The sequence below is a fragment of the Kribbella rubisoli genome (assembly GCF_004217145.1).
GTDB classification, from domain to species: domain Bacteria; phylum Actinomycetota; class Actinomycetes; order Propionibacteriales; family Kribbellaceae; genus Kribbella; species Kribbella rubisoli.
On the sequence record NZ_SHKR01000015.1, the window covers coordinates 283,379 to 308,578 of the forward strand.

The window sequence follows — 25,200 nt, forward strand, 5'->3', positions numbered from 1 at the left end:
TGTGGAGAGGATGCCTTCGGCAATTAACGTGCTGGATCTGCTCGCCCGCGGGCGGGAGCTGGTCGATCCGCAGCTGCGGCACGCGCTGGAACGGCTCGACGAGCACACCCGGCTGGTGGCGACGTACCACTTCGGCTGGTGTGACGAACACGGACGACCGACCGGCGCCAACTCCGGCAAGGCGATCCGGCCAGGGCTGACCCTGCTCGTCGCAGAGGCGGTCTGCGGATCACCCGAACCGGCGGTTCCCGGCGGTGTTGCGGTGGAGCTGATCCACAACTTCTCGCTCATCCACGACGACCTGATGGATCGCGACACGCAACGCCGCCACCGGCGTACCGTGTGGGCGATCTGGGGCGACGCGATGGCGGTCCTGGTCGGCGATGCGCTTGCTTGTCTCGCGGACGAAGTGCTTGCCGAGTGCAACTCGCCGTACGCCGTCCATGCCGGACACGCGCTGGCCGTCGCCACCCGCGAGCTGATCCGTGGGCAGGTACTCGACGTGGCCTTCGAACGGCGCGACTCGGTCAGCCTGCCGGAGTGTGTGGACATGGCAGCAGGCAAGACCAGTTCGTTGCTCGGTGCATCGGCAGAGCTCGGGGCGATCCTCGCAGGTGCCGACGCCGCGACCTGCGAGGCGTTCCGCACGTACGGCTGGGAGCTCGGGCTGGCCTTTCAGATTGTCGACGATCTACTAGGCATCTGGGGAGCGCCGGAGAAGACCGGCAAGCCCGTGTTCTCCGACCTGCGCGCACACAAGAAGACGCTGCCCGTGGTGTGGTCCCTCGAGTACGGCGGTGCGCACGGCCGCGAACTGGCCGCGTGGTTCGCGGAGACCGGTGCTCCGACCGAGGACGACGTACGACGGGCCGCCGTACTCGTCGAGAACGCGGGCGGTCGGGAGTGGGCGTTGGCCGAGGCCGAGGAGCGGGTGCGGAAGGCCGGGAAGGCGCTCGACGCCGCGGGTATCGCTCCGGCCAACCGGGATCAGCTCGATCGGTTGGCCCAGTTCATCGCGGAGCGGCAGCTGTGACGGCCGAACAGGTGGCCGACGCCGACCTGCGCGTCGGGGAGTGCCTCGACGCGGCGGTGGCGTACCTGCGTTCGTTGCAGCACGACGACGGCTGGTGGAAGGGCGACCTGGCAACAAACGTGACGATGGACGCCGAGGACTTGATGCTGCGGCACTTCCTCGGCGTGGCGACTGCGCAGACCGACGCGGAGACGGCACGGTGGATCCGGTCGCAGCAGCGCGAGGACGGTACCTGGGCGACGTTCCCGGGCGGGCCTGGTGATCTGTCGACGACAGTCGAGTCGTGGGTCGCGTTGCGGATGGCGGGCGATGATCCGGCCGCCGCGCACATGGCTCGGGCCGCGTGGTTCATCCGTTCCGCGGGTGGGGTCGAGAAGGCTCGGGTGTTCACGCACATCTGGCTGGCATTGTTCGGTTTGTGGGAGTGGGACGACTGCCCAGATCTGCCGCCGGAGTTGATCTTCCTGCCGAGTTGGGTGCCGTTGAATGTCTACAACTGGGCGTGCTGGGCGCGGCAGACGATCGTGCCGCTGACGATCGTGAGCGCGCATCGTCCGGTGCGTCCGGTGTCGTTCACTGTGGGGGAGTTGCGGGCTGGTACGGCGGTCGCGCCGCGCCTGGCGCCCTGGACGCTTGAGGGGGCGTTTCAGCGGCTGGACGTCGTACTGAACGCGTACTCGCGCTGGGGGCCGCGCGGGCCGTCGAAAGCCTTGCGGCGGTTGGCGATGCGACGGGCCGTGGAGTGGATCGTCGCTCGGCAGGAGGCCGATGGCGGATGGGGCGGAATCCAGCCGCCATGGGTGTACTCGCTGATCGCGCTCGATCTGATGGGGTATGCGATCGATCATCCGGTGATGGCGGCGGGGTTGCGCGGGCTCGAGGGTTTCACTGTGCACGCGGAGACTGCCGACGGGCCGGTGCGGTGGTTGGAGGCTTGTCAGTCTCCGGTGTGGGATACCGGGCTGGCGGTCGGGGCGTTGCTCGACGCGGGGGTCGAGGCGGATGACAAGACGGTGCTCAAGGCAACTGATTGGTTGCTTGCGGAGCAGATCGATGCGCCTGGCGATTGGCAGGTGCGGCGGCCTGGGTTGGTGTCTGGCGGGTGGGCCTTCGAGTTTGCGAACGACGGTTATCCGGATACCGATGACACCGCGGAGATCGTGCTGGCGTTGCGGCGGGTTGAGCATCCTGAGCCGGGTCGGTTGCGGAGAGCGTTGGACGATGCGGTCGAGTGGACGGCTGGGATGCAGTCTGCTGATGGCGGTTGGGGTGCGTTCGATGCGGACAACACGGACACGACGCCGTTGAAGCTGCCGTTCTGCGACTTCGGCGCGGTGATCGATCCGCCGTCGGCTGATGTGACTGCGCATGTGGTCGAGATGCTGGCGGCTGAAGGGCGGACCGAATCTGCCGAGTGTCAGCGTGGGGTGCGGTGGTTGCTGGATTCGCAGGAGAAGGACGGGTCGTGGTTCGGGCGCTGGGGGACGAACCACGTTTATGGCACGGGCGCCGTCGTACCTGCGTTGATCGCTGTCGGCATGTCAGCGCGCGATCCCGTCATCCAGCGGGCGGTGCGGTGGGTGGAGGAGCACCAGAACGAGGACGGCGGCTGGGGTGAGGACCTGCGCTCGTACGTCGACCCGTCGTGGATCGGCCGCGGCGACTCCACCCCGTCGCAGACCGCGTGGGCGCTCCTCACGCTCCTCGCCGCCGACGAAGGAGGTGACGCCGTACGCCGGGGCATCGGCTACCTCGTCGACACCCAGCGCGCGGACGGCGGCTGGGACGAACACCGCTACACCGGCACAGGCTTCCCGGGCGACTTCTACATCGGCTACCACCTGTATCGCGTCGTCTTCCCGATCTGGGCCCTGGGCCGCTACCTCGGGAGAAACCGATGACCCCCGTCGTCTACACCCCCTTATATTCCGAGTACTTCGCCCTCCGCGACAAACTCACCACCCCCCTCGTCCGCACCGGTCGCTCCCGCGGAAGACCGACCCAAGGTCCCACCCTCATCGCCGGAGTCGCCGGCGCCCTCACCAACGACATCGCCCCAGGCGACGTAATCGTCGCAACCGAAATCCGCCACCTGAGCCGCGCGGGTCAAGGCGTGACGTTGTGCTCTGGGGCTGAGCTTGTGGCGGGGGAGTTACGGCGGTTGGGGATGACTGTTCATCTCGGGCCGATGGTGACTACGGACCACGTTGTCGACTCGTCGGAGGAGCGAGCGAGGTTGGCGGCCACCGGGGCGATTGCTGTTGACACCGAGTCTGGGCTGTTGGCGGGGGATGACGCGCAGACCGTCGTTGTGCGGGTGGTGGTTGATACGCCGGCGCTGCCGTTGCGGCGGGTTGGGATGCCGGCTCGTGGGGTGAGGGCGCTCGCGCGGCTTCGGCGTACCGCACCAGCGATTGATGCTTGGGCGAAGGCTGTGGGGGAGCGGGAGCTGTTGCTGGCGGCGCCTCGGTCGTTCTGCGCTGGGGTTGAGCGGGCGATCGAGACGGTGGAGCGGGCGTTGGAGCGGTTCGGGGCACCGGTCTACGTACGTCGTCAGATTGTTCACAATCGGCATGTCGTCAATGACCTCGAGCGCCGCGGCGCGGTCTTCGTCGAGGAACTGGATGCCGTCCCCGAAGGCAACCTCGTCGTGCTCGCGGCCCACGGTGTCGCCCCCGCAGTACGACGGCAGGCGGACGAGCGTCACCTCAGGGTCATCGACGCCACCTGCCCCCTCGTCGCGAAGGTGCACCACGAGGTACGCCGGTACGCCGCCCGCGACACCACCGTCGTACTCATCGGTCATCCCGACCATGAGGAAGTGATCGGCACGATCGGCGAGGCGCCGGAGCACGTGATCGTCGTGTCCAACCCAGCCGAAGCCGAGAACGTTCACATCCCCGACCCGGCAAACGTCGGCTACGCCATGCAGACGACGCTCGCCGTCGAGGAGGCGGCCGAGACAGCCGCAGTACTGCGACGACGCTTCCCAGCACTGACCGGTCCAAGAACAGACGACATCTGCTACGCGACCAGCAACCGCCAGGCCGGCGTCCGCGAGATCGCCGCGCAGTCCGACCTGGTGATCGTGCTCGGTTCGCAGAACTCGTCCAACTCCAAACGCCTCGCCGAAGTCGCCGAGGCCGCCGGCACCCGCGCAGTACTCGTCGACGACGCCGGCGAGCTCGAGCTGGCCCTCCTGGCCGGTGCCAAGCGGATCGGTATCACCGCGGGAGCGTCGGCCCCGCCGGAGCTTGTCGACAATCTGATCCGCTGTTTGTCCGGGCTGGGCCCGGTGTCCGTCACCGAGAACGGGACGCTGACCGAGGACGTCCGCTTCGCGCTACCGAAAGAGGTGAGTCAGCCGTGAGCATGCCGCTACGGCAGTCCATCCGCCTGGGCGGATACCTGATGAAGCAGAAGCTCCGGCGCCGGGAGAAGTTCCCGATCCTGCTCGAGCTCGAGCCGCTGTACGCGTGCAACCTGAAATGCGCCGGCTGCGGCAAGATCCAGCAGACCCACGACTGGCTGAAGAAGCGGATGTCGGTCGAACAGGCGGTCGCCGCGGTCGAGGAATGCGGTGCGCCGATGGTGTCCATTGCCGGCGGCGAACCCCTGATGCACAAGGAGATCGACGAGATCGTCCGGCAGTTGCTTGCCCGGGGCAAGATTGTCTTCCTGTGCACGAACGCCGTTCTGATGCCGAAGCATCTGCACAAGTTCATGCCGCACAAGAACTTCGCGTGGATGGTGCACATCGACGGTCTGCGCGAGCGGCACGACCAGTCAGTCTGCAAGGACGGCGTATTCGACCAGGCCGTCGACGCGATCAAGCAGGCGCAGGCGGCCGGCTTCCGGGTCATGACCAACACCACGTTCTTCGACACCGACAGCCCGCAGGACGTCATCGACGTACTCGACTATCTGAACGACGATCTGAAGATCGACAATATGCAGATCTCGCCGGGATTCGCTTACGAGAAGGCGCCCGACCAGGAGCATTGGCTCGGCCCGGAGGAGACCCGCCAGCTGTTCCGTAAGGCGTTCGGCGACGGCCGGCGGAAGAAGTGGCGGCTTAACCACTCGCCGCTGTTCCTCGACTTCCTCGAGGGCAAGGTCGACTTCAGCTGTACGGCGTGGGCGATCCCGCTGTACTCGCTGAAGGGCTGGCAACGCCCGTGCTACCTGATGGACGACGGGTACGTCGGCACGTACCAGGAGCTCATCGACGACACGGACTGGGACAGCTACGGCCGCGGAAAGGACCCGCGCTGCGCGAACTGCATGGCCCACTGCGGCTACGAACCGACTGCCGTCGTCGCGACCCTCGGCTCACTCCGCGAGTCGATCCGGGCGGCCGTCAGCTAGCGCGGCGCATCGTTGGCCAGCAGCGTCCGCACTCTGCCTTCGCGGATGCTGAGTACGACGAAGGCGGCGATCGCGAAGGCGGTGAGCGTGGCGGGGATGAAGAAGACATGGGGGAGACCGATCGCCGCCACGCCGATCCCGCCGATCGTGCCGCCGATCGCCGAGCCAAGCGGGATCGCGCCCAGGAAGACGCCGGACGCGGTGCCGGCGCCTTCCGGGTACAGGTGCTGGGCGATCGAGACGCCGAGCGCGCCCACGCACGCCCAGAGACCGGCGTTCAGTATCTGGCCGAGGAACAGTCCGGCGACCGACGTACTGAGGGCGTAGGCGAGGTTGCCGCACAGGCCGAGTACGGCGCCGGCCGTCATGGCTCGCATCGGGCCGAAACGGTCGGCGAGGCGGGCGACGACGGGGAGCAGCATCAGCTCGAGCAGCGGCTGGATGCCGATCACGAGGCCACGCACGGAGTCGGAGACCTGGAGCTGCTCGGCCATGTAGATCGGGAGGTAGCCGAACTTGATCGTGTCGCCGGTCATCGCGAGGACGCACACCGCGGTGAACACCAGCAACGGCATCATGCCGTCGATCCGCCGGCGCTCGGACTGGTCATGGGGAGCGACGATCGCCGGTGCGTCGTACCGCTCGACGCGCTGACGGCCGAGGGGGATGATCGCGGCGAACACGCAGACCGCGGTCGCGACCAGCAAGGCCCGCAGCCCGAACACGCCGCCGAACCAGCTGCCGAACACCGGCCCGAGGATCCAGCCCGTCGTGAACGCCATCCGGATCGTCGCGATGACCCGGTTCTCGGCCCGGGTCGGATGGCGGCTCAGCTCGTCGCGGCAGGCGGCGAACAGCTGCGCCATCGACCCGCCCGCGACGCTCAAGGCCACCGTGCTGATCACGAACGGCATCCACACGGCGTTCGCCGACGCCATCAGCAGCCAGCCGGCCGCTCCGACCACCGAGCAGATCCGGAACCACAGCAGCCGGTCGTGGCTCCGGTCCGACCAGCGGCCGACGACGAACCCGGCGATCGGGGAGGCCACGTTCGTCACGTAGTACAGCCCGGCGAGCGGCAACGGCGTACCGAGGTCGCGGACCAGGAAGAGCGTGAGTTGCGGAGTCGCTGCCGACAGCCCGACCCCGGCGATCAGCAGCGAAAGGAATGCCGAACGGTAGAACCGCGACCGAAGCACAGTGCCCAGCGCCGACTCCGACCGGTCCAGCATCCACCCCTCCAACGGAAAGCGCCTGCCTCGAACGATAGGCGTTATGCCGGGATCTTGCTTAACCGTGTCAGTCCTCGAACAACAGGCCGTCCTCCGACAACCGACCGGCCAGCCTGACCGTCCGCTCGGCGAGGTCCGAGATCACCGAGTTGTCGAAGCCGAAGAGCGCGGAGCGGGTCCGGTTCTCCAGCGGCGCGATGAGGTGCTCAGGGAGGTTCCGGGTGCCGCTCAAGATGCCGAGGACCGACCCGACGGTCGCGCCGTTCGAGTCCGTGTCCCAGCCGCTCATCACTACCCGTCCGACACCGGTCAGGTAGTCACCCTCCGACCAGAGCAACGCTGCCGTGACGATCGCCGCGTTGTTGATCGTGTGAATCCACGAGTAGTGCCCGTACCGCTCCTGGATCACCCTGAGCGCGTCCTCCCACGAGCCCTCGAGCGCCAGCACGTCCCGGATCGCCTCGGCCAACCGAGACTGCGGAGGCACGACTGCCAGCGCCCGCTCGACCACCTCGCGAGGCGAAGACGCCGTGAACGCGGCCGCCACCAGCGCCGCGGCCCACATTTCGCCGTAGATCCCGTTCCCGACATGCGACAACGCAGCGTCCTGGTAGGAGAGTCGCGCAGCCGCCCACGGGTCGCCGGCGTGCACGTACCCGAAGACGTCTCCGCGGATCTGCGCGCCGATCCACTCGCGGTACGGATTCCGCCGCCGCGCCACCTCAGGCACCGTGAACCCGTCGACGAGGTTCACGTACGCCGCCCGCTCCGCCGTGAACACCTGGCCGACCGGGAACAGCCGGAGCCACGCCGCGCCGACGTCCTCGGGCCGCAGCCGGCTGCCGTGCGTCTCGAGCAGGTGCAGCGCCAGGATCGGGTAGTCGATGTCGTCGTCGCGCGCCGAACCTTTCACGTTCCCACGCGTCGTCTCCGGCCAGCACGACGTCAGCTCGAACCCGTCCGGCATCGGATCGAGCACCGGCACGTAGTCCCGCAGCGGGTACGCGTCCGCGAGCGTCAGGTAGTCGCGAATCCGGGCCGACGTCCAGTAGTCGCCCGACTCGACCGGCTTCCCCACGTTGCACCCGGCGATCCGCCCGAGCCAGGCGGCGTGGATCTTGTCGGCGAGGTCGGCCACCTCTGTCACCTCGACCGCCTCGGGGAGCGCACCGAGCGTCTCCTGGATGTCGTCGAGCTCGTCCGGTTCGACGTACTTCCAGCCGGGCAGCCTGGCCGCCAACGACATCCGGTCGACCAGGTCGAGCACCGCGACCCGGTCCGCCGGGTCGGTCCGGTTGGCTTCACGGACCAGCTCGTCGACGTCGTACCCCGTCTCCCGCCGCTGCCGCACCTCGGCGTACAGCAGATCCGCCGGCCGCATCGCGTCGTAGTGTCCACTCGAGTACCCGGTCCCCAGCTCCACAGCGCCTCCTGGTGTCGGCCGATGTGGCTAGGGTCTCAGCATGCAGCTGAAATCGATGCCCCGGGCCGCGTCCTGGTTGCACCTCGAGGTGCGGGTCGGGTTCGAAGTGCTCTTTCCGGACGGTCATCGGCTGCGCGGCCGTACGTCGGCCCGCGAGGGTGAGTCGACGTGGTATGTCGGGTACGAGATCGACGTCGACGCCGACTGGCAGACGAGGACCGTGCATGCGATCAACTCGACCGCGTCGGGTGATCGCGAGACCGTGCTCGAACGGACTACGACCGGCTGGACCGTCGAAGGGGTGGCTCGCCCGGACCTCGACGGATGCCTGGACGTGGACTTCGAGTCGTCAGCGGTCACGAACACGCTCCCGATTCACCGGCTGCCGTTCGTCGTCGGCGACACGTACGACGTGCCGGCCGCGTTCGTGCAGGCCGACGACCTGAGCGTGATCCGGCTGGAACAGCGCTACACCCTGCTGAGCTCCGATGAGGACCGGCACGTCTTCCACTACGAGTCCGCCACGTTCGACTTCGCGTGTGAGCTGACGTACGACGCCTCTGGCCTCGTCCTGGACTACCCGGGCATCGCCGTCCGCGACCGTTGACCCCGGCAGACGAACGCCGTCCTCCTGAGCGTGGGGCTCTGGAGGACGGCGTATCAGCGGTCGGCTGTTGGGATCAGCCGCCGTTGAGGGTGTCGAAGTTCGGGGCGATGCGGAAGTACTGCGGGTCCGAGAAGGTCAGCGGGACCTTGCCCAGGCTCTTGATCACGGTGCTCGTACCGTTGGCGTGACCAACGGCGTACAGGTAACCGGACTTCGTGTCCCGGTCGATCGCCAGCAGCAGCGTGCCGCTCGTGCCGCACTTGGTGGCGATCAGCTGCTCGAAGCCCTGCCAGGTCGAGGTGCGAACCGCCTTGCCGACCGTCGTGGCGTTGGTCTTCGTCGGCCAGGTGACCGTCAGCAGCCCGCCGGCGCGGGTGTTGGCGATGAAGGTCTCGGTGGTGTCGGTGCGGCCGATCAGAGTCATCGACTTCACCGTGCTGAGGCCGCCGACCCCGCCGGTCGAGCGCCAGCCGGAGCCCTCGGCGACCCAACGGTCCAGCTGTCCGTTGGTGCGCTGGGCATACAGCGTCGTCCGGGTGGGGGAGCCCACCTTCTGGTGGATGGACTGGTCGATCCAGCGGTAGTTGGACCAGCCGCCGCCGACGCGCAGGTTGGTGTGCGGGTAGTGCGGGTCGATCTGGCTCTCCGTGTCGACGGTGAACGTGCTCGAGTACAGCGCGCCGCCCATCACGGTCATCCCTGTCCTCGTCTCGCCGCCGGCGCCGAGCAGCGTGCCCTTGACGGTGCTGATGTGCTGGACCTGGTTGGCCCCGAACACGCCGGCCGTACCCCGGACGCCGCCGACGGTGATCGGCGCGGTGGCGTTGATCATCCGGCTGGTGAAGGCTCCGTTGGCCGTCACCGATCCGAGCCGGAGCGCGCACGCCGCGGTGGTGGCGGACTCTGTGGCCGGCTTCGCCTGCGCCGACGATGCTGCGGCCGCGCCGAGCCCCAGTGCGAGCACCGCGGCCGAGGCCAGACTTGCGGTCTTGCGAAACATGTGGATTTCCTCCCCTGGTGCGGAAGCATCCTCGCCTCCGTCGTACCGCATTGGATTCCGGACACCGCCGAAAAGTTCACAGCCGAGTTGCAGGAAAATCTCGGGCCGGGCCGGACTAGGGTTGGGGCTGACGGGGACCGGAGGGGGAGGTATGGCGGCGAAGAACTTGGCGGCGGGACCGGCGTTGATCCGGGCGGCGACCGCCGTGACTGAGCACTACGAGCGGATCAGCTCGGGCCTCGGCCTGACCATGCAGCAGGCGCGGTTGCTGTTCATCCTGCACCGCCGGCCGACCAACATGCTCGGCCTCGGGTCGGCGCTCCGGCTGACCAAGTCGACGATGACCGGCGTCGTCGCCCGGATGGAGTCGGCCGGTCTGGTCGAGCGCGTCCCGGACGCGGCCGACCGGCGGAACTTCGTGGTCACGCCGACCGATCACGGCATCAAGGTGGCCGCGGAGTTCGAGCGGCAGCTGCGGACCGAGGTACGGCGGATGCTGCAGGTGCTCGATGCTTCCGAACGGGAAACGCTCGGCGTACTGCTGACCGCGGTGATCGCCGGCCAGGACGGCTAACAGTACGAGTTTTGGACTATTTGGCCGGATCTCTGGTGCTGAGGCTGTGGTGCTGGCTAGCTTCATTAGTACGAGCTTCGTACTGTTAAGGGAGATGTCCGATGACGTCGATCGACTTGCGGCAACCGGTGGCCCTCGGCCGCCGACGGCTGACGCTTTTGCTGGCGGCCGCGGTCGTCGCGGCCCCGGCGGTGCTCGTGCTCTCGATGATCCCGGACTTGTTGCTGCTGGCAACCGGATTCATCCCGCACACCTCCGGGATCGCGGTTGCCGGTCTGATGCTGATGCACGTCGTGGTCACGGCGGTCGCCGTCCCGGCCTACGAGCTGTAAAGAGCTTGAAGGCTGTCTGGTTGAGAGCGATACCGAAGTGACCCTGTGACATACACGACTCGGCTTGTGTTCGTTGGTAGTTCAACGAGGCGTGTGAAAGCTGCCGTGTGACCGGGCTACCTGGTAGACACAAGACTCGGCACGGGCGGCGGACAGGGAAACGGCTTCGATGGTGATGGTGTGGCGGTTCGGCGCCGTGAGCGTTGATGCCGTCATGGCGGTGATCCGTGACCCCGCGACGTTCGCGGACTGGATGGTCGCCGTACCGTCTCCGCTCAAGGCCGGACCGAGCTGGCCGGAGACCGGTTGCGTGGTGCAACGCGACACCGGCCGGGAGATGCGCGGTCGCCACATGCAGAACCGCGGCCTGATCGTTGCGATCGTCGATCGCTGGCGACCTGATCGGGAGCTGACCGTGCGGCTGCGCAGTGGGCTGGGCGGTTGGGTCCAGATCGCTGTCAGAGTTCAGCCGCGGCCCGGCGGATCGCTGATCGAGGTGAGTGCCGAGCCCATAACCGCAGCAGCCCGCCTCCGGTACGCCGGCACGGGCCGCAATGCCGCCGAACAACGCTGCGCTCTCGTCGCCGAACGCCTGATCACGCTCGCAACCCCCGAACCTGTCGACGATTTCTAGGGGATCAGCACGATCCGCCCGAACACCTCGCCGGCGTCGATCTTGTGATGCGCAAGGGCCGCGTCGTCCAGCGATAGCTGCTCATGCACCACCGACGGCAGCTCACCTCGAGCCGACGCGGCGAACTGCTCGGCCCTGACCGTACGACGCTCCTCGGCCGGCACGGTGTCGGCGCTGAAGGTGGAGAACGTCAACGAAGTGCGGAACGCCGACATCAACGCCGTACCGAAGTCGGCAGGCGGTTGGCCACCCACGACACCGACGACCACGAGCCGGCCGTTCGGATTCAGCTTGCCGAAGTACGTCGGCAGGTCGGGACCAGCAACGACATCGACGATGACGTCGTACGCCGGGGGAGCGTCGCCCGCAGTGGACCGGTCCAGAACATGGGTCGCACCGAGTTCGCGTAGCCGTTCGCCGCGCTTCGCCGACGACGTGGTGACCGCTACGGCGGATGCGCCACGCTGGGCAGCCAACTGCACGGTCAGGATGCCGATGCTGCCCGCGGCGCCGCGAACCAGGACGGACTCGCCGGGCTCGAAATGCGCGTGTTCCAAGGCGAAATGCGCAACGACTCCCGAACTGCCCAGCGTCACGGCGTCGACGGCGGACAGGTCGTCCGGAAGCGGTACGACGTGGTCGATCGCGGCGGTCGCATGATCGGCGTACCCGCCGCCCAGGCCGGTGAAGCCCCAGACCCGCCGACCGATCCACGATTCGTCGACTTGGTTGCCGACGGCAGCCACCGTGCCCGCGACCTCCGAACCGGGCACCAGCCCTTCGGTGAACCCCCAGCCGGCGAGGCTCCCGTTGCGGATCAGCGCGTCGACACCGCCGACGCCGATCGCGTCGACCGCGATCAGCACCTCGGTAGGTCCGGGTGTCGGGTCCGGGAGATCGACGACGCTCAGCCCTTCCGGTGCGCCGAACGCCTTGATGATCACGGCCTTCACTTTCAGTTCCTCTCGGTCGGTTGAGCACCGAGACTATGTGGACGCAGGCGTCCACTTAGCTAGAGTGAGAGTGATGACCGAGCAATTGCCTCAGAAACTGCGTTCCGACGCGGAGGACAACCGCGATCGCATTCTCGAGTCGGCCCGCGCGCTGTTCGCCAGCGAGGGGCTGACTGTTCCGATGCGGGCGATCGCGCGGCAAGCCGGGGTCGGGCCGGCGACGCTGTACCGCCGATTTCCTACGAAACAGCTGCTCGCGACCGAGGCGTTTGCCGAGCAGACCCGTGCGTGCCAGGCGATTGTCGACGAAGGTCTGGCGATGCCGGATCCGTGGCAGGGTTTCTGTTGGGTGATCGAGCGGATCTGCGAGTTGCACCTGCAGAACAGGGGATTCACCGACGCGTTCCTGGCGACCTACCCGGATACGGTCGATATCGCCGAGAGCCGGGAGCTCACGCTGAAGTCGGTCGCCACCTTGGCGCGGCGCGCGAAGGCTCGCGGCCGATTGCGCAAGGACTTCGAGCTGTCCGACCTGATGATCATGCTGACCGCACATCGCGGACTGCACGTGTCGGACCCGGCAACCCGCAGTACGGCGTCGCGCCGGTTCGCAACCCTTGTTATGCAGGCGTTCGTCAGCGGTCCTTGACCACCTGGCGTAGACGGTTCGTGGCTCGGAACTGGAGTTGCTTGATCGCGCCGTCGGTGCGGTCCATCGCCGCTGCGGTCTCGCTGATCGACAGGCCGGCGAAGAAGCGCAGGACGAGACATTCGCGCTGATCGTCGGGCAGTCGGGTGAGGGCATCGCGCACTGTCGCCGTGCTCACGGACAGCAGTGCGGCCTGCTCCGGTCCGACCGCATCGTCGACCTGTGGGTCGACCTCGTCGGTGACGATCGCCAGCCTGCTCCAGCCGGAGCGGTGGTGGTCGATCACGACGTTCCTGGCGATAGTGACGAGCCAGGCCGCGAAGTTCAGCTGTGCCCGCGGCCGGCGGGCGATCGCGCGGAACGCTCGCAGGAACGTCTCGCTGGTCAGATCCTCGGCCGCGCTGCGGGACGAGGTCTTGCTGTAGGTGTAGCGGTAGATGGACGGCAGGTACCGATCGTAGAGCTGCCCGAAGGCGGCGCCGTCGCCCGCTTGCGCGAGCCGGATCAGTTCGTCCTCGTCGTCGGAATCGTCGGTGTATCTGTGGTCGGCGGCCCTGTGGGCAGCCGTGCTTGCACCTGCGATGGCCATGCGCTTCCCAAGCCCCGTTCTCAGTCAGCTACGCGGTGAACATCACGAAAAGGTTACCGAAAGTCGCGCACCGTGTCACTCCCCTTCCGTCGCGTGACCGCAAACACTTCGAGGATCGTTGAAAGGTTGGTCGATGACCCCGGCCGGGCCGACCATCGGGTAAGGACTGACTTCCTGTGTGACCGGGGGAAAAGGATGGCCATCGAACCGCGGTCTGCGCTGGTGCCCAGCCGGGGCAACGCCGGTCGATGTCTTCGCCTAACCATTGCTCCAAGCAACCTCCCGGAGACGCCATGGAAGACGTCCGGCTCCGCCCGGCAACGCTCGCCGACGACGACTTCCTGTACGACCTGCACCGCCGCACCCTCGGCGACGTCATCGAAGCAACGTGGGGCCCGTGGAACGACGACGTACAACGACAGTTCCACCAGGCATGGTTCACGCCGGAGACCATCGAGATCGTTCTGGTCGACGGGCAACCGGCCGGCATGATCCAGGCAGGGCCGGCCGACGCCACCACGTTCTACGTGTCCCGGATCGAGATCGCGCCCGAAGTGCAGGATCGCGGCGTGGGAACGGCGTTGTTTCGGGTGCTCGTCGAGCGTGCGAAGGAGGCGGGATCGTCGGCCGTCGAGTTGCATGTGCTTGAGCTCAACCGGGCGCGTGAGCTGTACGAACGGCTCGGGTTCGCGGTGGTTGCCGTGGAGCACCCGAAGATTCGGATGCGCCTCACCTTGTGATTCAGTGCACTATGCATTTGACGCTCGCCACGTCGTACGACGCCTCTCCGGAGGAAGTGTTTGCGATGATTACGGACATCACGTTTCAGGAGCAGGTGTTCGAGCGGCTGCGGGTGCAGTCGTACGACGTCGTGGTGGGTGATGCGGGGGACGACCTGAGGATGCGGTGCCATTGGCAGACGCAGCCGTTCGACGTACCGGTGGTTGCTCGGCGGTTCGTCGGGAACACGTTGGAATTGGCTCAGCTGAAGGTGTGGCACCGGCCCGATGTCGACGGCGCGCGTGAGGCTGACGTCGACGGTGAAGTGACCGGCGTACCGGTGAAGGTGACCGGCACGACCCGAATCGTCCCGGAGGGGCGGGGGACTACCCAGGCGTTCGACCTGCAGGTGACGGCCTCGGTGCCGATGGTTGGCAAGGGCATCGAGCAGGTCGTAGCCGATGCGGTGCGAGTCCGGTTGGAGAAGAAGTTCGAGGTCGCACGAGCCTGGTTGTCGGGCTCACTCTGAATCCCAGTCCCAGTTGGTGATTCTGGTTCGCATCAGCTGGGCTGCCGTGGCCGGCCGGCCGGCCGCGCTCCACAGCAACGAGAGCGTACGGCGACAGCCGGGATGGTCGACGGCGATCCACGCGACCGGATAGCCGGGAGCCGAACGCCGGGCGATGTCGGGGTTGAAGCCGATGCCGAGACCCGCGCGGATCAGCTCCTGGATGGCGCCGGCCTCGTCGCTCTCGCAGACGATCCTCGGGGTCAGACCGTGCTCGGCGAAGAGCCGATCGAGCAGGCTTCGTTGCCAATGGCCCCTTCTCGAGGTGACGAACGGTTCGTCCACCAGTTCCTCGACACGCACCGAGGAGCGGTCCGCCAACCGGTGGTCCAATGGTGTGACCACATGTACGGCTTCGTCCAGCAGGACAACGGATTCGAGGCCGGCGCTCGGCACCGGCTGGGACGCGACGCACAGGTCGATGTCCTGGGCATGCAATCGGCGAGCCATGTCCTCGGCCGGCATCTGCCGCAGCTCGATCTCGATGGTGGGATGGTCGCGTTTGAAGCCGGCCAGCGGTTCGGTGAGGGCCAGGAAGTTCTCGGCCGCGAGCCGCACGGTGCCAGATCCTTGCTCGGTGGCCTCCGCGACGGCCCGTCGACCCGCATCCAGCTCGCCGAGCGCGCGTTCGACGTACCCGCGGAAGAGGATGCCGGCCGAGTTGAGTCGCAGTCGGGCGGCGCGATCGAACAGCGGCGTACCGAGCTCGTGCTCGAGGCGGGCGATGGTGCGACTCAGCGACGGCTGGGCGATGTGGAGCTCGTCGGCCGCGCGGCTGAGGTGCTCGAGCCGGGCCACGACGACGAACTGCCGGAGCATGTTCAGGTCCATCATGCCTCTTCGATCATAACGAGATAGCGATATTGGTCTTGGACGCTCATAACTGCCGAAACATAGTGTCACGGCTGACCGAGAACACGAATGAGGAGGCAGCTGGTGGTCAGCCAGTGGGTACTACGTGGACTCGTCAGCGCGCACCTGGTGGCGATCGCCGGCCAGCCGGTGTTCGCCGGCGTCTATCTGAGCGGTGACTTCGACGGCCTGCGAATGCACGCCGCCGGCGCGAATATCACCACGTCCATCGGCTACTTGCAGGTGATCGCGGCGGTGGTGGTCTGGGTGCGGCTGCGTCAGAGCTGGCCGTTCGTCGCATCGCTCGCGGTGGTCGTGGCGGAGACGGTGCAGTACTTCGCCGGGACGGGCGGCGCTCTCTGGCTGCACATCCCGTTGGGAGTGATGACGGTCGCGGCGGTGGTCATGTTGTTCATCGCCGTGTGGCGACAGCCTTTGGTGCGTCGCCATGCGTGAGCTGAGCAGGCGCCAGGTGCTGGGCATCGGGGGAGCGCTCGGCGTGGTGGCCGCCGGCGGCTTGTCGACCGCGGCCGCCTTGTCGCTTCGCCCGGCGCAGACGGGCGCCGAACTGCGTAGCGCCGTACCGCTGCCGTCGCCGTTCCAGGTGCCGCTGCCGGTTCCGTCGGTGTTGGCGCCGGTGAGCACGGCGGATGGTTTCGATCGGTACGAGCTTGTCCAGCGGGAGGTGACAGCGGAGATCCTGCCCGGTGTGCCGACCGGGTTGTGGACGTACGGCGGAACCTTCCCGGGACCGACGATCGAGTCGCGGCGGGGCCGCTCGGTCACGGTTGCCCACCGCAACGAGTTGCCGGTGCCGACCGTCGTCCATCTGCACGGGGGACGGACGCCCGCGGACTTCGACGGGTACCCGACCGACCTCGTCCTGCCCGCGGGCTGGAGCGGGGATCACCACATGCACGATCCGCAGGCGATGACGACCGAGGTGACGCGGGAGTACACATTCCCGCTCGACCAGCGGCCGACGTTGCTCTGGTACCACGACCACCGGATGGACTTCACCGCGCCGGCGATCTGGCGCGGACTCGCCGGGATGCACCTCGTGCGCGACGACGCCGAGGAGTCGCTCGGGCTTCCGACGGGTCCCCGCGAACTGCCGCTGATGATCACGGACCGCGCATTCGCCGCCGACGGATCGCTCGCCTACCCCGCGCTCGACCCGACGTTGCGCGAACGGCCGGGCGTCCGTGAACCGTACGTCGCCGGCGTGCTCGGCGACGTGATCCTGGTGAACGGCGCCCCATGGCCGGTGCATGAGGTGGATGCGGCGCGGTACCGGCTGCGGATCCTCAATGCGTCGAACGCGAGGCACTACGACCTCGAGGCCGTCCTCGACGACGGACATCGGCTCGACCTCGTGCAGATCGGCGCCGACCAGGGCCTGCTCCACGTGCCGGTCACACATCAGAACCTGCCGATCGCCCCGGCCGAGCGGTACGACGTGATCGTGGACTTCGCGCGTGTCCCGATGGGAAGCCGGGTCCGGATCGTGAATCGGCTCGGGTCCGGTCGTGCGCGTGACGTGATGGCGTTCCACGTCGTACGGAAGGCCGTTGATGAGAGCCGGGTGCCCGACGTGCTGTGCTCAGACTTGCCCGAGTGGCAGCGGTCGGAAGCGGTGCGGGTGCGGGACTTTTCGTTCCGTGCCGGGCAGATGGGGGACGGTCACGGGTGGTTGATCGGCGGCAAGCCGTTCGATCCGGCTCGGACCGATGTCACCACGCGGCTCGGGGACGTGGAGATCTGGCGGCTGGTGGCCGACGTACACCATCCGGTGCATCTGCACCTGGTCGGCTTCCGGGTGTTGTCGCGGGGCGGCGGCCCGCCGTTGCCGCAGGACGCGGGTCTGAAGGACACCGTGTCGTTGCGGCCCGGCGAGTCCGCCGAGCTCATCACCCGGTTCGACGGTTATCGCGGGCGGTACCTGTTCCACTGCCACAACGCCGAGCACGAGGACATGGGCATGATGGCCAACCTCCAGATCACCTGAGCGGCTACTCGCGCCAGCCGGTGAGGTCGACGGACTTGGCGGTGTCGACGCGGAACGCGAGCTTGATGCTCGTTTCCTTGCCTGCTGGGAGGTCGAGTTTCCAGGTGAGGACGCCGAGGTCGGTGGTCTCGGCCGGCTCGGGTTCGGCGCTGAGCGGCTTGACGGTGATCTCGTGGTCGCGTGCCACCGGCAACTGGTCGAGGACCGTGATGCGGGCGTTGCGCGGCGTGTGGTTCTCGAGCTTGGTCTCGTACTCGACCTGACGACGGCGCGTCGATCCGAGCGTCGCCTTGCTCGCTTCCCGGCGTACCAGCTTGCGCTCGACACGGATGCGGTCGTCGAGGCCGAGCGCGAGTTCGACGTCCTCACCGGGCGCCCACAACGGCAGCGCGGCCGAGCCGACGAACTCCGCTTCGTGGAACACGGAGGCCTTGCCGCCGGGCAGGGTGTGCGCGGACGAGTTCACCACTGTGGCGCGCAGATGTACGTCAGTCGATCGCACCGGCGCCGTGATGTAGTCCAGCTCCGCGTCGAGGTCGATCGACGCGATCGTCGCGCGGTGCGTCGCTCCGTCCGCGGGCACGGCGACGGGCCGGGGCGGGGTGTAGCTCGCGGCGGTCATGCCCTGCTCGACGGTCGCCTCGACGGCCTCGAATGCTGCCTGCTCCTGGACCAGGCCCGCGGATGCCCGGCGGGACTGGAGATGCTCTCGCCCGCCGGCCACTTGCATTCCGAGTGAGACGGGCGCCCCGGGAGCTGCTACCGGCACAGGTGGGTGGAAGCGGTCGAGGTACCACGGGTCGAGCTCGGGGACCTTCGCGGTCACAGTAGGGCGCGCTGTCGACAGGGTCAGGTCGCACTCCGGCCAGTCCTCGTCGCTGTGCTGCGTGATCAGGCCGTACCAGTTCAGCGTGAGGCGGTCGCCGGTGAGACGGACGTCGTACGAGCTGGTCCAGTTGGCGGCGGGTACGACGTACGAGAGCTCGATCTCCACCTCGGCCTCGGTCTCCAGCGCGAGCGCGATCGCAGCCGTGCGCCGGTCGGGCGTGCGCTGCTGAATGATCGCCGCCAGCCGACGGTCCGCGGCAGCGAGTCGCTTCTCGGCCTCGCGACGGTGCGCGGCGAGGGCGCGCCGAGTCTCCCGTACGGCGGACAGCCGCTCGGTGAGCGAGTCGGTGAACCCGCTCAACTCCGCACCTGGCTCGCCGGATGCCAGCGTGCGCGCGAAGCTGTTGCCGGCGCGGCGAGCCAGCTGTGCGAGGAACGTGTCGAGCTGCGCCTGGACGTCATCAGCGTCGACGAGCTGCGTGACCTCGTCCTGTGCGTCGAGCCGCGCCTGCTCCAAGGCCGCGACGGTCTCGTCCGGCGCCTGCGGGTGATGCTGGATCGCTACGTCCACGCCGAGCACGGTCGCGGGTCCTCGGCCGGCAACGCGTACCGAGTCCTCTTCGAGGGACAGCGGCAGCGGTTCGACGTACACGGTCTGATCCCCAGCGGGCACGGTGATCTGCCCGCGTCGCGTCACTCGTGCGCGACCCGGATAGACAGTGACTGCAACGATCGGCGCATCCACCACGAGTTGGTCCATGCCTCCGACAGTAGCCGCCGAGTGGGACGAGGAAGCCTGAGGGAGACAGAGAAAGACACGAGGTAGACCGGGAGTTGGATGCCTGGCCGGGACCGCCGGTCCAGTGCCGGTCGGCGTGTCCCAGGACTCGGGTGTCGGCGCTGAACAAACCCCCGAGCGCAGACGGCCCGATTTCCGGAAAGAAGTTTGCGCTCAGTGGCAGTTATGTTCCGGAAAGCCGACTCATGCCTACCTCAGCACGAGTGCGACCTGCCGGTGCGAGCGGTACGTCGGACGTGGATCGGCGGCAGTGAAGTCGGTTTGGTGGGTTGTCGGGGTTGCCTGGATGTCCGTAGTCTGCGAAGGCGGCTAAGGAGAATCCAATGAACCAAGGCTTGCTGAACTCGTTGACGGATGCTGAGCGTCTGCTGGTCGCGGAGACCGAGCGGGACGCGTTGAAGGGTCTGGACGAAGACGAACTGCTGGACCTGCATCAGCGGATCCGGCGCGCGCGGACGAAGTACGTGAAGAACTACCGGCGGGCGGCAAGCGCGGCGGTGTCGGGCGTCGGCGGTCGCGGGATGTCGTACCCGCGGAACCAACGGGACCGCGACAAGGCGGAGTTGTTCGAATCGGTGCTGGCGAAAGTCAGTCGTGAAGTCTCCGTGGTCGCCAACCGGGCCTCGATGCAGCTGCGCACCGAGCGACTCGAAGCGGCGCGGGCTGCCAAGACGGCGGCACCGGCCAAGGGCTCGGCCGACGGTTCCAAGCCGGAAGTGGTCAGCAGGGCGCGGACTGCGAAGAAGACCACCGGCGGACTGAAGAAGGACGCCTCGACGCGGGCGATGGGTGCCCGCCGGCAGGCGAAGCGCGACTCTCGCTGAAGCTCACCCGAATCGGGGGATCACAATGCGTCTGCTACCAGGGTCTGCTGGTCCGGTGCGTCGACGGAAGTTCGCGAAGACACTGGTGATCGGCGCTGCGCTGGTCACGGTCGGTCTTGCGTACACCGTGCTGGTGCCGCGCAGCGCGACGGGTGCGGACGGTCCCCAGTCCGACCAGATCGACGCGGGACGGCGGCTGTTCGCGGTCGGCTGCTCCAGCTGCCACGGCCTGCACGCCGAGGGTGGCACCACCGGAGCGGGCCGGGTCGCCGGGCCGTCGCTCATCGGCGTCGGTGCGGCCGCGGTCGACTTCCAGGTCAGCACCGGACGGATGCCGGCCGCCCAGACCAAGGCGCAGATCCCGCAGAAGCCGCCCGTCTACACCGAGGAGGAGATCGCCCAGCTGGCGGCGTACATCGCCTCGCTCGCACCCGGGCCCGCGATCCCGTCCGCCGACGAGTACGACGTGAGCAAGGTGACCCAGGAGGAGATCGTCCGCGGCGGCGAGCTGTTCCGGACCAACTGCACCGCCTGCCACAACTTCGCCGGCCGCGGCGGAGCGCTCCCGAACGGCCGCTACGCGCCGTCGCTGATGGGTACGACGCCGCGCAACATGTACCAGGCGATGCTCACCGGACCGCAGCAGATGCCGGTCTTCTCCGACAGCGTCATGCTGCCCGAGGACAAGCGCGCGATCATCGCCTACATCGTCGCCCTGCAGCAGGCGGACGACCCGGGCGGATTCGGCCTCGGGCGGCTCGGACCGGTCTCCGAGGGCCTGTGGGGATGGCTCATCGGTATCGGTCTGCTCGTCGTGGTCGCGGTCTGGATCGGGGCCAAGGTGCCCCGGATCCGCCGCCGCAACTGACCTGGCAGCTGACCCAGCACCCGCCGCGGCACGCCACGCCCGGCTGCGGTCCATCACGCTCAACCCCTGCCGCAATCGACCCGAACCGGTTAGTCTCGATTTTCGAGACATGTACGAGGAGTGGGGACCAAGGATTCGGACATAGCACGCCCGCCCAGGGGAGGGGTGACGCGCGTGACGAGCCCGGGGCTCGATCGAGAGCGCGACGCATTCCGGCAGTCGGCGGACGGTAAGACGCCGCGGCCGCCGCTCACGCTTGTGACTCGTGAACGGCTGCACTCAGCTCTTGATCTGGGCGTCGGTTCGCCGCTGACCATGGTGATCGCACCGGCCGGCACCGGAAAGACAGTCCTGCTGTCGGATTGGGTGACGCGCCGGCGACGCACCGGCGAGCCGGTGGTGTGGGTGCCCGGACAGTCGCCGGGTTCGTTGCAGGGATTCCTCGAGCGGGTGGATGGTGCCGAGGGCTCCCAGATGCTGGACCCGATCGTCGTCGACGACGCCCATTTGTTGCCTGCCTCAACCGTCGCCGCGTTGGCCCGCGTTCTGCAGGAGGCGCCGCACGCGCTCCGGCTGTTGCTCGCCACCCGGTACGACCTGCCGCTGCCGATCTCGGAGCTGGAGATCCGGGGGATGGCACTGACGCTTCGCTCGCGCGACCTGCGCTTCAACGATGCCGAGGCAACCGAACTGGTGCAGGCGCATGCCGAGCACGCGACCGCGGACGACATCTCGCTGGTCCAGGAGAAGACCGCCGGCTGGGCCGCCGCGCTCGTACTCGCCGCTCGAACCCTGCAGGCCTCCGGTGATGTCGTGTGGCCGCTCGCCAACCAGCGGCCGGTGCTCGACCTGCTGCTCGGCGAGACGCTGAACACCCTCGACGAGCGGGTCCTGGCGATGCTCCTCAGCACCTTCGCGGCCAGCTCGCTGACTGGGCAGCTGGCCGCCGTACTGAGCGGTGACAGCGAGGCCGGCTCGATGCTCGAGGATCTGGCAGGCAGCGGTCTGCTGGTCACGGCGTACGCCGATGAGACGGCCAGCAACCCGCTCTACCGCTACCACCCGCTCCTGGTCGAGCTGCTTCGAAGGCGCATCGCCACCAACGCCGAGGACCGGCAGTTGGTCGTCACCGCGCAACACCGCTCGGCCCTGTACTACGAGAGCCACGGCGACAGCGAGGCTGCGCTACGCAGCGCCTTGGACGCCGACGACGTCGGGTTGGTCGATCGGATCCTGCTCGGTCATGGGCCGGCGCTGCTCGCCGCGGGTGAGGCCGAGCTGGTCGAGGCGGCCTTCGACGCGCTCCCAGCCGGGTACGTCGACCAGCATCCACACCTCTTCGGTGTCCGCGGACTGCTGCGCCGAGTGACCGGAGACGTTGCCGGCGCCGTTCAGGATGCCGCCTCGGCCGACGAGCTGGCGAACGAATCGGCTCCAGAGGTGCAGGCGGACGCAGTACTGCTGCGGTTGTGGGAGTCGCGCTACGGCTGGCATGACGTGCACGTGGCGATCGAACGGGCCAGGTCGCTGCTGACGCGCGCCGTACTCGGTCCTGAGCGGTTGGCCTGGTTGCTCATCGAGCTCGCGGCGGCGGAGACGTGGGCGGATGAGCTGGATGCGGCGCTCAGCCATCTGGACGAGGCCCTCGTGACCGCGCGGATGGCTGGCCATCGCCAGCTCATCGCAGGTGGCCTTGCCTACCGCGCGGTCGTGCAGCACGTGCGCGGCCAGGTCCAGAGCGCGGCCCAGTCGGCGCAGGCCGCCATCGACGCCGGGGGAGCGCGCGGCCTTCCTCCGGAGTACGCCGTACGCGCGCAAGTCGTGCTGGGATTCGCAGCGGTGAGCGAGCTCGAGCTGGACACCGCGTGCGCCTATCTCCAACAGGTCGCGGCCGCTGACGTGGCCGGGTCCGACACGGTGGTCGCCGGTCTGCGGGCGATGTTGCGTGCGGTCCTCCTCGTCGAGCGGGGTCGTCTGAGCGAGGCCCTCACCGAGCTCACCAGTGACCCGGTGGCCGCAGGCCCGTTGCCGACGTTCCTCTCGCGCGATCTGGCGTTGCTGCGGTCCTGGCTGGCGACATTGCTCGGCGACAAGACCACGGTCGACGCGCAGCTCACGGTGCTCGAGCGCACCGGCAACGCGACCGAGGCCGAGCTGATCCGCGCGATGACATCGATGGTCCAGGAGGACGTGCAGACCGCCTTGAAGTTGATCGAGGCCGGCCTCGAACATGCAGACATCTACCCACCGCTGGCCTCGGCCGCCGCCTCGTTCCGGACTGTCCTGCTGGACCGGACCGGCGACGATCCCGCCGCCGAAGCCGCGCTGGTCGACACCCTGAACCGGGTCACGCCGCAACGCATGCTCCACGTCCTCACCTCGGCCGGCGACGAGCCCGCCTTCCTGGACCGCCTGCGCAGACATGTCACCGGTCCGAACCCGCACCCGTTCGCGGCCGCCGCGCTCGAGAAGCTGTCCGACTACCAGTCCGGATGGAGCCAGGCGGGCGGGATGACGCCGTTGGGGCGGACCAGGCCGGACGCGAACGTCCCGCCGCCGCGCCGGCTCGACGCCGTGGTGAACGGCGCCCGGATCCGGCTGACCGCCCGCGAGGCCGAAGTACTCGACCAGCTCGCGCTCGGCAGTTCGTACGCCGAGGTCGCGCAGGCACTGTTCATCACCGAGAACACGGTGAAGACCCACCTGATTTCGCTCTATCGCAAGCTCGGTGTGGACAAGCGATCCGCCGCCCTGCGGACCGCCCGTACCGTCGGGCTGCTTTAGCCGTGGATCACCCGGAGCGGGTGAGTTCCCGTCCCGGCGGGGTTCTGGGACGGCTGGCCGGCAAGGTCACCGAGCGGGTCGTCGAAACAGTTCAACCGGACCTGGTGCTGTCCCATGTCGATGTGGATGCCCTGGTCGACCGCGTCGACCTCAACCGCGCCCTGGCGCGCGTCGACCTGAACCAGCTGCTGGAACGCGTCGACCTCAACCTGCTCCTCGAACACATCGACCTCAACCTGGTGCTCGATCGCATCGACATGGACCGACTGATCGACCGTGTCGATGTCGAGCGCTTGCTCGAACGTGTGGACATCGACAGCCTGGTCCAGCGATCCGGTCTGCCTCAGATCGTCGTCGAGAGCCAGACCCGGCTGGCAGGCTCGCTCATCGACCTGGTCCGTCGGCAACTGGCCGGCCTCGACGCCATCATCAGCCGTGGCGTCACCCGCCTTCTCCGCCGAGAACCCGCGCCACGGTCCCGAACGGTCACGGGTGAGTACGCCGGTGTCGTGAGCAGGGCGACCGCCACCGCACTGGACATCCTGATCATCACGACGACATTCACGATCGGTCTGGCCGGCGTGAACCTGCTGACCAGCTCGTTCTGGGGAGTCGAAGTACGGGCGCTCCCGGCAACGATCGCGCTGGCGGTCTTCGCGTTCTCCTATGCGTTCGGGTTCCTCGCGGTCGCCGGCCGTACGCCGGGCCAGGGCATCATCGGCCTCCGGGTCGTGCGCTCCGACGGCGGCACGATCCGTCCGGGACAGGCACTGAGGTGGGTCGTCGCGTTCCCGTTGAGCGTCGTCCTGTTCGGACTGGGATTCGCGCTGATCGTGTTCCAGCGCGAGCATCGTGCGCTGCACGACCTGATCGCGGGCACCGCGGTGGTCTACGACTGGGGCGAACGTCCCGCCGAGCTGCCCGGCCCGTTGTCCGCGTTCCTCGCCCGGCACGAGGACGGGGGTTCACCCTAATCGGAGGAGGCCGGTAGCGGGTCCGGTTGATGGGATGAGGCGTCCAGCGCGGCACAGGGACGCGCCTGCCTCGAGGAGTTCGCATGACCCATCTGGTGGTTCTCGGTCTGGACAGTCGTGAAGACGCCGAGCGCGTCATCGCACTGACCGATGATCTTGCGAAGCAGCAGCTGCTGCAGCGTGAGGACGCGGCGTACGCCTACAAGGACGCCAAGGGCAAGGTCCGCATTCAGCAGTCCGTCAACCTCACCGGGGCCGGCGCCGCGAGCGGCGCACTGTGGGGCACGCTGATCGGACTCATCTTCCTCAACCCGCTCGCCGGCTTCGCCGTCGGCGCGGCCTCCGGAGCGGTGGCCGGCAAGCTCACTGATGTCGGCATCAACGACGACCTGATCAAGCACGTCGGGCAGGAGTTGCAGGACGGCCATGCCGCCGTGTTCCTGCTGGCCCGGTCGGCGACCGTCGATCGCGTAGTCGATGCGCTCAAGCCGTTCAGCCCGACGGTCATCCAGACGAACCTGACGAAGGAACGCGAAGAAGAGCTCATCCAGGCCCTGCAGAGCTGATCCCGGGCTGATCTG

25 protein-coding genes are annotated in these 25,200 nt (G+C 67.9%); 18 read left to right on the top strand and 7 right to left on the bottom strand.

The genetic code is table 11. The features are described 5' to 3' along the window. The first annotated feature begins 10 nt into the window (after positions 1-10). Genes EV645_RS30810 through hpnH form a run of 4 tightly spaced genes read left to right on the top strand, consistent with a single transcriptional unit; the run spans position 11 to position 5,401 of the window. Positions 11-1,033 carry a polyprenyl synthetase family protein gene (locus EV645_RS30810; RefSeq protein WP_130447562.1) on the top strand — a complete coding sequence of 341 codons (1,023 nt, stop codon included), beginning with the start codon at positions 11-13 and terminating at the stop codon, positions 1,031-1,033. Beyond that, positions 1,030-2,934: a squalene--hopene cyclase gene (shc, locus tag EV645_RS30815; protein WP_130447563.1), complete on the top strand. Its 1,905-nt coding sequence runs from the start codon at positions 1,030-1,032 to the stop codon at positions 2,932-2,934. Before EV645_RS30810 ends, shc begins: the two co-directional genes overlap by 4 nt. Then, the gene (gene ispH, locus EV645_RS30820; RefSeq protein WP_130447564.1) at positions 2,931-4,403 is read left to right on the top strand and encodes a 4-hydroxy-3-methylbut-2-enyl diphosphate reductase; all 1,473 of its coding nucleotides are present in this window, start codon (positions 2,931-2,933) and stop codon (positions 4,401-4,403) included. Before shc ends, ispH begins: the two co-directional genes overlap by 4 nt. A gap of 2 nt (positions 4,404-4,405) precedes the next feature. Continuing rightward, complete coding sequence (gene hpnH / locus EV645_RS30825) at positions 4,406-5,401, top strand: adenosyl-hopene transferase HpnH (protein ID WP_242000799.1); 996 nt, start codon at positions 4,406-4,408, stop codon at positions 5,399-5,401. On the opposite strand, the gene EV645_RS30830 is transcribed toward hpnH, so the two are convergent. Both EV645_RS30830 and EV645_RS30835 read right to left on the bottom strand, forming a co-directional pair. After that, positions 5,398-6,633 (bottom strand): MFS transporter, encoded by a 1,236-nt coding sequence (locus EV645_RS30830; protein WP_130447566.1) that lies wholly within the window; start codon positions 6,631-6,633, stop codon positions 5,398-5,400. The genes hpnH and EV645_RS30830 overlap by 4 nt on opposite strands. Before the next feature lie 67 nt (positions 6,634-6,700). Next, positions 6,701-8,056, bottom strand: coding sequence for an ADP-ribosylglycohydrolase family protein (locus EV645_RS30835; protein ID WP_198681957.1), 1,356 nt, complete (start codon positions 8,054-8,056; stop codon positions 6,701-6,703). A gap of 40 nt (positions 8,057-8,096) precedes the next feature. Between EV645_RS30835 and EV645_RS30840 the strand changes: the two genes are divergently transcribed. Then, positions 8,097-8,663, top strand: a complete 567-nt coding sequence (locus EV645_RS30840; RefSeq protein ID WP_130447567.1) for a putative glycolipid-binding domain-containing protein — start codon at positions 8,097-8,099, stop codon at positions 8,661-8,663. A gap of 73 nt (positions 8,664-8,736) precedes the next feature. Here the strand turns inward: EV645_RS30840 and EV645_RS30845 are convergent, their stop codons facing one another. Continuing rightward, positions 8,737-9,663 carry a hypothetical protein gene (locus EV645_RS30845; RefSeq protein WP_157997185.1) on the bottom strand — a complete coding sequence of 309 codons (927 nt, stop codon included), beginning with the start codon at positions 9,661-9,663 and terminating at the stop codon, positions 8,737-8,739. A 151-nt stretch (positions 9,664-9,814) separates the two neighbouring features. On the opposite strand from EV645_RS30845, the gene EV645_RS41965 reads away from it, so the two are divergent. The 3 genes from EV645_RS41965 to EV645_RS30860 all read left to right on the top strand — a co-directional run bounded on the left by EV645_RS41965 (position 9,815) and on the right by EV645_RS30860 (position 11,203). After that, the gene (locus tag EV645_RS41965) at positions 9,815-10,237 is read left to right on the top strand and encodes a MarR family winged helix-turn-helix transcriptional regulator (protein WP_157997186.1); all 423 of its coding nucleotides are present in this window, start codon (positions 9,815-9,817) and stop codon (positions 10,235-10,237) included. A 101-nt stretch (positions 10,238-10,338) separates the two neighbouring features. Then, on the top strand, positions 10,339-10,569 hold the full coding sequence (locus EV645_RS30855; protein ID WP_130447570.1) for a hypothetical protein: 231 nt from the start codon (positions 10,339-10,341) through the stop codon (positions 10,567-10,569). 196 nt (positions 10,570-10,765) lie between these two features. Then, complete coding sequence (locus EV645_RS30860; RefSeq protein WP_130447571.1) at positions 10,766-11,203, top strand: hypothetical protein; 438 nt, start codon at positions 10,766-10,768, stop codon at positions 11,201-11,203. Here the strand turns inward: EV645_RS30860 and EV645_RS30865 are convergent. Beyond that, positions 11,200-12,156, bottom strand: a complete 957-nt coding sequence (locus tag EV645_RS30865) for a zinc-binding dehydrogenase (RefSeq protein ID WP_130447572.1) — start codon at positions 12,154-12,156, stop codon at positions 11,200-11,202. The two genes, EV645_RS30860 and EV645_RS30865, sit on opposite strands and share 4 nt — an antisense overlap. A 73-nt stretch (positions 12,157-12,229) precedes the next feature. Between EV645_RS30865 and EV645_RS30870 the strand changes: the two genes are divergently transcribed. After that, a complete protein-coding gene (locus tag EV645_RS30870) occupies positions 12,230-12,805 on the top strand; it encodes a TetR/AcrR family transcriptional regulator (RefSeq protein ID WP_130447573.1) in 576 nt (191 codons plus the stop codon). On the opposite strand, the gene EV645_RS30875 is transcribed toward EV645_RS30870, so the two are convergent. After that, positions 12,792-13,394: an RNA polymerase sigma factor gene (locus tag EV645_RS30875; RefSeq protein ID WP_130447574.1), complete on the bottom strand. Its 603-nt coding sequence runs from the start codon at positions 13,392-13,394 to the stop codon at positions 12,792-12,794. The genes EV645_RS30870 and EV645_RS30875 overlap by 14 nt on opposite strands. A gap of 293 nt (positions 13,395-13,687) precedes the next feature. Here EV645_RS30875 and EV645_RS30880 point away from each other — a divergent pair, with 293 nt between their 5' ends. Next, on the top strand, positions 13,688-14,134 hold the full coding sequence (locus EV645_RS30880; RefSeq protein WP_157997187.1) for a GNAT family N-acetyltransferase: 447 nt from the start codon (positions 13,688-13,690) through the stop codon (positions 14,132-14,134). Between the two features lie 11 nt (positions 14,135-14,145). Continuing rightward, positions 14,146-14,643, top strand: coding sequence for a DUF2505 domain-containing protein (locus tag EV645_RS30885; protein WP_130447576.1), 498 nt, complete (start codon positions 14,146-14,148; stop codon positions 14,641-14,643). Here EV645_RS30885 and EV645_RS30890 read toward each other — a convergent pair. Beyond that, positions 14,635-15,516, bottom strand: a complete 882-nt coding sequence (locus tag EV645_RS30890; protein WP_198681958.1) for a LysR family transcriptional regulator — start codon at positions 15,514-15,516, stop codon at positions 14,635-14,637. The genes EV645_RS30885 and EV645_RS30890 overlap by 9 nt on opposite strands. Positions 15,517-15,618: 102 nt before the next feature. Here EV645_RS30890 and EV645_RS30895 point away from each other — a divergent pair, with 102 nt between their 5' ends. Both EV645_RS30895 and EV645_RS30900 read left to right on the top strand, forming a co-directional pair. After that, positions 15,619-15,990 carry a hypothetical protein gene (locus EV645_RS30895; protein WP_242000772.1) on the top strand — a complete coding sequence of 124 codons (372 nt, stop codon included), beginning with the start codon at positions 15,619-15,621 and terminating at the stop codon, positions 15,988-15,990. Next, entirely contained in the window at positions 15,983-17,542 is a 1,560-nt protein-coding gene (locus EV645_RS30900; RefSeq protein ID WP_130447578.1) for a multicopper oxidase family protein, read from the top strand. The genes EV645_RS30895 and EV645_RS30900 overlap by 8 nt, the downstream gene beginning before the upstream one ends. Before the next feature lie 4 nt (positions 17,543-17,546). Here the strand turns inward: EV645_RS30900 and EV645_RS30905 are convergent, their stop codons facing one another. Beyond that, positions 17,547-19,130 (bottom strand): DUF4139 domain-containing protein, encoded by a 1,584-nt coding sequence (locus tag EV645_RS30905; RefSeq protein WP_130447579.1) that lies wholly within the window; start codon positions 19,128-19,130, stop codon positions 17,547-17,549. 362 nt (positions 19,131-19,492) lie between these two features. On the opposite strand from EV645_RS30905, the gene EV645_RS30910 reads away from it, so the two are divergent. From EV645_RS30910 to EV645_RS30930, 5 genes are all read left to right on the top strand, one after another. Next, on the top strand, positions 19,493-19,993 hold the full coding sequence (locus tag EV645_RS30910; protein WP_130447580.1) for a hypothetical protein: 501 nt from the start codon (positions 19,493-19,495) through the stop codon (positions 19,991-19,993). Between the two features lie 25 nt (positions 19,994-20,018). Further along, on the top strand, positions 20,019-20,861 hold the full coding sequence (qcrC, locus tag EV645_RS30915; protein ID WP_130447581.1) for a cytochrome bc1 complex diheme cytochrome c subunit: 843 nt from the start codon (positions 20,019-20,021) through the stop codon (positions 20,859-20,861). 174 nt (positions 20,862-21,035) lie between these two features. Then, positions 21,036-23,645 (top strand): LuxR C-terminal-related transcriptional regulator, encoded by a 2,610-nt coding sequence (locus EV645_RS30920; RefSeq protein WP_130447582.1) that lies wholly within the window; start codon positions 21,036-21,038, stop codon positions 23,643-23,645. A 20-nt stretch (positions 23,646-23,665) separates the two neighbouring features. Next, on the top strand, positions 23,666-24,619 hold the full coding sequence (locus tag EV645_RS30925; protein ID WP_130447583.1) for an RDD family protein: 954 nt from the start codon (positions 23,666-23,668) through the stop codon (positions 24,617-24,619). A gap of 83 nt (positions 24,620-24,702) precedes the next feature. Continuing rightward, positions 24,703-25,185: a DUF1269 domain-containing protein gene (locus EV645_RS30930; protein ID WP_130447584.1), complete on the top strand. Its 483-nt coding sequence runs from the start codon at positions 24,703-24,705 to the stop codon at positions 25,183-25,185. Positions 25,186-25,200: the final 15 nt, after the last annotated feature.